Raw genomic sequence first — 6,085 nt, 5'->3', positions numbered from 1 at the left:
ATCACCAGACGCCAGAGGAATATGAGCAGACATATTATGATCTACAAACCGGCTCGTTACCCGACGACGCCGCCAACAAACAGGCGGCATGATTCCCGGGACGGTTCAGTCCCGCTTTCCTACGCTACGTACAACGACGGTGATGACCTGATCATCCTCGACGGTTTCACCGCTAATATCGCTGGTGCGGATTGACTTGTAACCCATTTGGCTCACCCCTTCTGGGGATAGGTGCAAGCGATCACCTAATGCGATCACTATCTGCGCCGTATTATGAGCCTTTACTATTTATTGTCAATACGATAATTGATATAATAGACAGTGAATGAAAGAGTTTGACTTGAGCAGCTATTTGGAAAGTTCTACGGCAGCAAGCCGCGTGTCTCTTAAGGTTTCAAATACGCAAGCGCTAATCGTGGCTCGGACTCTCATCGGAATCATAAGTCGAAAATAAAATCTTCCCGATGCCGGGTTGGCTCGCATTCATGAAGTCCTGCACTTCAAGACGCGTCGCCATGGACGGCGGTTCATGCGTCTTTATCTCCATGCCGTCCACACCCAGCATCAAAGTAGAAGCATCATGGCCCGCGGCGGCCAAGATCTTCCGAAGTTGCTCGTGCTCTGTGTCAGTGATTCCCACAACATGGAGTCCGGATGCAGTAAATTGCCCTTCATTCAGCATGCGAATCAAGGCCTCGCGTTTTGCGTTACTCCCAGGCTGGGTTCGGACAGTCTCCGTAAGCTCTTCCACTTGCCGCTGCAGCGTCTTAACGGCCTGAATGATCTGATCAAAGCGCTTATCAACGCTGGTATCTTGAATAGCCTTAGGTTCCGCTATAGTCCACTTCTCCGCTGCGACAAGTTCAGTCTCAAGATCGGGCCACCACTTTTCAAAGGCTGTCTCGAGCTGAGTAACAGGGCGCGCATCTGTTCCGAGCGCGGCATTCAGAGCGTGCACGATCTTCTTTAGATCGGTCTTTGTGGACATCTGCGCTTGGTAGTTACTGAGCGGCGCGTCCAGCTCACTAAAGTTTCCGAACCCGACTAGGAGCGGTATCGCCCTCGCACTCGCTGATGTAACAGCCTTGGCCAGTGCTCCAGCCTCGAAGTTGAGCCACGTCTCGTGTTGGTTTTCGGGAGTTACGCAGATGATGCCAAAATTCGTTGTTTCAAGCGCTTCCGTGATCTGGGCGATTGACGGTCTTCCGGACTCCATACTCTCGGCACTCATCCAAGGTTCGACTTGGTTGATGACCTGAGGAAGCCATTCATTCAGCGCAGTCGCAACCCTGAGACTGCGTTCCTTGGACCAACTAATAAAGACCTTCAAGACCCACCCCACGCTCGTTCTGATAACTCACGTAAGGCTACCAATCGCGTGCGCTAGTTCAGCTCATCCTCACGGAAGATCTCTCGACCCGAAACGTGCCGCCAGATTATGTGATCCAGTCTTCTGGGTTGGGTCGGGTAAAGCCTTGCTACTTGCTTGATCAGTTCGGCCGTCTGCATGGGCGTGAGCTTCCCCTGAAGGCCAGCATGTTCTTCCACGAAGCGGATCACCATGCGGTCGGGCTTCACCGATTGGAACCCGGCCAGGATGAGGAAGTAGTTGAACGTCACTCCTGACGACTGGCTCGGAAGCTTCAACCACTTCTTCTTTACTGCTGTCAGATCTTCATCTTGAGCGTGCCGCTGGCGAAGGTCCGTGAGCGTCATGATGTCGAGAGCCTTTAGAGTCTTCGCGGCTCGGTGGATGACTTCAGCTTTCAAAAGCGCCCCAGGCTTCGTGTGAGCAGGCTTGTGATTGTTGACGAGTTTTGCCCAGCCAGCACTGTCGCCTACTTCGTCGAAGGTAGTCAGTAGCTCCTGGGTTCCGTCCGTGTACGGATCACCGCCTTGGCTCCTTCGGTACTTACAGTACTCGGCGACTACATTGATGACGCTAGTGTAATGCGACCCGGTAGAGAAGAGGGAGTCAATGATGCACAGGGCCAGACTGTTGGGATAGCCGTCTGCGGAGATCCACCTAGTCTCGTCGCCGAAGGTCGTGCGGCACGCATCGGTGAGTGTGTCTGCTTCAGCCGTTAGGTCAGTCGTCATTTCTGGACTGTAGCAAGCTTTCATCGTCACCATCGGAACGACTCAAGTAAGAGTACCAACGGAGTGTGTCTGTACTGCTCGGATTCATCTTGAAGCCACGCTCCGGATCGAACGTGCAGGCAGGCAGATCATCCCAGGACTCGATAGAGCTAGCTCCTCCATCGGCCTGGCGCTGGTTCTCAGTCATCGGAGGACAACCCTGGGTGCTGGAAACGCCAGCTCCCGGCCGTCAAGCGCCCGCCAAAATTGTCGTCCAGATCTGCAACCCTATGCATAGTGCTCTCGGCGTCCCGACCTAAAGCCGCCGCAATCTTCAGCGGCTTGACGGAGTGCAGCACTTCCAGCTCGATCTCAACGTTCATGGTCTCTGCGGAGACGAGTACTAACTTGTGAGCGAGGGATATACCCTTCACCGTCACCTGGAGCGGCACAGCACGGGGTCCGGTGATAGTGACTCCGTCACGCGGCCTCTGGAAGCCAAAGCTGCCCGGTCCTGTTGGAACGCTTGCCGTCTCCATCGGAGGCCGGATATCGAGATCGTACTTCTCGTTCAAGATCGTTACTCGTCCCTTCATGCCGTGTGCAGGCATCGTGACAGGGTCCTGGCCGTTGTGTTCGACGTATACGCGAACTTGCCCAGAGCAACTCAACTCCTCAGTGCTTTTTGCAGATGATCTTTTTGCAGATGATGACGGAGGGTAATACTCGCTGTTAATCGTGGCACTCAACACAACGACTTGGGGCAGCCTGACTGCCGGTATTAGCAACCGAAGTAGCTCATCACGTCTCGCCGTCCTGGTACTGGTACCTTCGCGCATCGGTACCTCAAGGGTGGGGTTCCCAATTCCTGTCTTCACCACGTACGGTGCTCGGTCAGAAGCGAATGCGACTGCCACAACATGCTCTCCCCCGTCGCCTACTGGAACAGGCATATGCCGAACCATCTCGGGAGGCGTCTGGTCAAACTTTGGAGTGATTTGCCCCCACCAGTCGGCAACCTCCGTACCCACCACCTCGAAAATCTCACCGGAATCCTCATCGATGCCGATTATGTAGATAACCGGATCACCGCCTGCCCGATTGAGGCTTGCAGCCAGCTGACGTGCCTTGTTCTCCTTGGGCCAATCGCGCTTACATTCGATGAAATCGTGCTCGACTGATTTGCCTGCACGGATCTGATCCACGGCGGTAATGACTCTAGTCTCAAGATCGATGGCACGCATGAACTCAACGCTACCTAACGGCGCCGACAATACCCGCCCTGCGGTTGACCGCTGGGTGTGGTGTGTCCTAAGTTTGTTGCCTCGTCAAGGACGAGCACACCCCCTGAGCGTGGGAGGCGGCGCCGGGCCCGGGCAGTCCTGAGCCGAGTCGTTGATCGTGGTGGCGTTTGCCGAGTCGTCCGGGCTTTAGAAGGACCACCCCTTCAGCAGGTGGACTTGGACTGGAGACAGCAGGCGCAGAACCAACCGACGGCTGTCACCTCCGTAGCCTTGGTCGCGGAGGTCCCGCGATGGCGGGCGGATGATGCGCCGGCATCCGATTTGCCGGCACCGACGGACCCTCAGAAAGAGACGGCGAGCGCCAGCCGGCTCTACCTTGAGTTCCGCGCTGCACCATACCGACTGACAAATCAGGATGTCAGAACAGGAGCAGCCTTCCCGGCGGTCACCGAATGCAACGTACGTACACTTCGGTGCAAAATCCAAGTCCCAGCTCCTGAGGATCCGCACAGACATTTGGGGCGACCGGGCGAACAGGCACTTCACCCTGACCCGAACTCTGACCAGTCCATACTCGAACATATGTTCTATACTTGTCCTCGTGATCAAGTCCGGCTCCCCTGAAGATGTTGAGCGCATGATTGCTCGCATGGAGGCTGAGGCAAGTCGACCAATAGATGATCCTGCACCTATCCGAGAGTTCCCAAAGTTTGGCCGGCCACTCGTATACGTCGGCGGCATCTTTGGCAAAGCCGTGGGGTGGACACACAAGTACGGTCTCATTGAGTGGCTGGATTCTTCCGGGAAGTACCACATGGGGTGGGCGCACTCCTCGAGCATTAGGCGCCTGCAGCCGGACGAGTGGAAGGGCAGTAGCAGGCTTTAGTCGAACCTGGATGGTCCGGGAGCAGAACGACGCTACGACAATCTACGTCAGCGAAAACGAGGGCACGGACAGCGGGATCCAGAAGCTCAGCACCTAGGCATGACGTAATGGCCTGGTCCCGCAAGAAGACCAGGCCATGGCGCATTGTTTTAGTTCTCAGGACGCTGGACCCACGGACGTCGCGAGTCAGAGGCTAATCTCATTCCGCGCCGGCCCGCCTAAAGGGGGCACGGTCACCGGCCCCTTCGTAACGACGCTGTAAGCGGGTTGGGCTGCTTCAGGAGCTGCCTGCAGACCAGCACCCATCCCTGCGTCGGGACCGGCCGCCGCTCGTGGCGAACGATGGTACGAAGCCGTGCCCCATCGCAGGTCAGGACCGATGGTTTCAGCCACAATCCGGCGCGCTTCGCGCTTCTCCCCGTCCTTTTCGAAGGCACGGAACTCGAGTTCACCCGACACCGTAACGGGGTCGCCCTTCTTCAAGGAGTTCGAAGCATTCTCTGCGAGCGCCCGGAACGCAGAGACGTTGTGGAAGACAGGCTCTCCATCCTGCCAGTTTCCGTCTGCTCCTTGGATCCGTTGATTCACAGCTACCCGCAGCTTGGCGTGTGCGACACCGGACTCACCATACGTGAGCTCGGGGTCGGCGACGAGATTGCCGACGATGTTGATCGGAATCTTGGTGCTCATATCTTCTGTCCTTTCCTTCGCAGACGGGGCGGTCCCGTCCAACGCTTTGTGGGCTGGCTATGGGCCCGAGATCTCCAAGCCACGAGACGGTGCAACCGGCTGTTCCGGTCCTGCGTAGGATCCAGGGTTACTAACCGTCGGCGCGGCCTCAGCCGGAGGGACTTTCCCACCCAGTCCCGGAGGATCAGTCACGTCAAGGATTTGCTTGGCGGCTGCCGTGACGCGGCCAAGGACGGACTTCGCTATGTCCACACGCGAAGCAGGCTGCCTGCGGGAGGAGTCGCTTCCCACGGCTGAATGCTCCGCCTCAATCACGGCGTCAGCCCAGCCGGACAAGTAGCTTGCTGATTGGGGACCTCGGTCAATCCCGTGTGCCTTCAGCACCGTGTAGGCGACCGATTCGGCTTCGACTTCAGCAAGCCCACGGTGGTCCACACTGCTGCCATAAAGCTTGCCTACATTGTCGTCCGGACCATGCAGAAGAACATGCCCGAGCTCATGCGCCAGCACGGCAATACGTTCTTCAGGGTTCAACCACCCACCCACCTGCACCTGACGCTGAGCGAAATCTGTGAAGCCGCTTGTTAGTCCGTACTGCGCATCCGTGACCTGGATCGAAAACCCATGTGAGCGAGCAACTCCAGCCAATGACTCCCACAGCTGAGGCGCCTCCACCGAGGAGTTGACGGGTCTCGGAACTAGCAGCGGAGCGCCCTGGGTCTGGGAAACGTCGAATACTGCTTGGCCGCGCCAACCGGTGATAAGCGTCTTCTTTCCCTCATCGACAGCACCTCTGGGAAGTTTGTCGCGCACGGGAATGCGCTGACGCGTACCGTCGGGCAGCAGCATCTGTTGGACGCGGGCAGTCCTGGGTGCAATGACCCAGAGGGCGTGCTCACCACGAAGGACGGTGCGGCCGTGCCGTTCCCACTCCTTGTACCCCGCGACTAACGTCGGCTCGTCCGTTCCCCGCTGTGCCGTCTGCATCATCAGCAAGGCAACATTCCCGCCCGAGTAGCGCCACAAGTTGGCGGAGGCATCAAGCAAAACCTGCCAATGCGAGGGTGACTCAACCGCATTCTCGAGGATTGAGTGCAAACCATCCATGAGGGCGGCAACGCGCTCCTCAGGCGCCATACGGCGAGCGCCCGGTCCAGCCAGCACGGAACTCTGGTCAGACGGGATG

At 57.5% G+C, this 6,085-nt stretch carries 5 protein-coding genes; all 5 read right to left on the bottom strand.

Annotation, left to right across the window (positions count from 1 at the left end; all coding sequences use genetic code 11):
• Positions 1–409: 409 nt before the first annotated feature.
• The 5 genes from ACX80V_RS08030 to ACX80V_RS08010 all read right to left on the bottom strand — a co-directional run bounded on the left by ACX80V_RS08030 (position 410) and on the right by ACX80V_RS08010 (position 6,036).
• Complete coding sequence (locus tag ACX80V_RS08030) at positions 410–1,330, bottom strand: TIR domain-containing protein (RefSeq protein WP_485842692.1); 921 nt, start codon at positions 1,328–1,330, stop codon at positions 410–412.
• A gap of 53 nt (positions 1,331–1,383) precedes the next feature.
• Positions 1,384–2,100, bottom strand: a complete 717-nt coding sequence (locus ACX80V_RS08025) for a DUF8548 family protein (RefSeq protein ID WP_485842691.1) — start codon at positions 2,098–2,100, stop codon at positions 1,384–1,386.
• A gap of 179 nt (positions 2,101–2,279) precedes the next feature.
• Positions 2,280–3,323 (bottom strand): hypothetical protein, encoded by a 1,044-nt coding sequence (locus tag ACX80V_RS08020; RefSeq protein WP_485842690.1) that lies wholly within the window; start codon positions 3,321–3,323, stop codon positions 2,280–2,282.
• Positions 3,324–4,395: 1,072 nt separating this feature from the next.
• Positions 4,396–4,899 (bottom strand): single-stranded DNA-binding protein, encoded by a 504-nt coding sequence (locus ACX80V_RS08015; protein ID WP_485842689.1) that lies wholly within the window; start codon positions 4,897–4,899, stop codon positions 4,396–4,398.
• 57 nt (positions 4,900–4,956) lie between these two features.
• Positions 4,957–6,036 carry an ArdC-like ssDNA-binding domain-containing protein gene (locus ACX80V_RS08010; RefSeq protein ID WP_485842688.1) on the bottom strand — a complete coding sequence of 360 codons (1,080 nt, stop codon included), beginning with the start codon at positions 6,034–6,036 and terminating at the stop codon, positions 4,957–4,959.
• Positions 6,037–6,085 lie beyond the last annotated feature (49 nt).

The sequence above is a fragment of the Pseudarthrobacter arbutini genome (assembly GCF_054510915.1).
This window is presented reverse-complemented; position numbering and strand designations above follow the sequence as displayed.

Bases quoted from the DNA above. Each gene is read 5' to 3' on its own strand.
- ACX80V_RS08025 (WP_485842691.1), bottom strand. From the start codon at position 2,100: ATGACGACTGACCTAACGGCTGAAGCAGACACACTCACCGATGCGTGC.
- ACX80V_RS08010 (WP_485842688.1), bottom strand. From the start codon at position 6,036: ATGGCGCCTGAGGAGCGCGTTGCCGCCCTCATGGATGGTTTGCACTCA.
- ACX80V_RS08020 (WP_485842690.1), bottom strand. From the start codon at position 3,323: ATGCGTGCCATCGATCTTGAGACTAGAGTCATTACCGCCGTGGATCAG.
- ACX80V_RS08015 (WP_485842689.1), bottom strand. From the start codon at position 4,899: ATGAGCACCAAGATTCCGATCAACATCGTCGGCAATCTCGTCGCCGAC.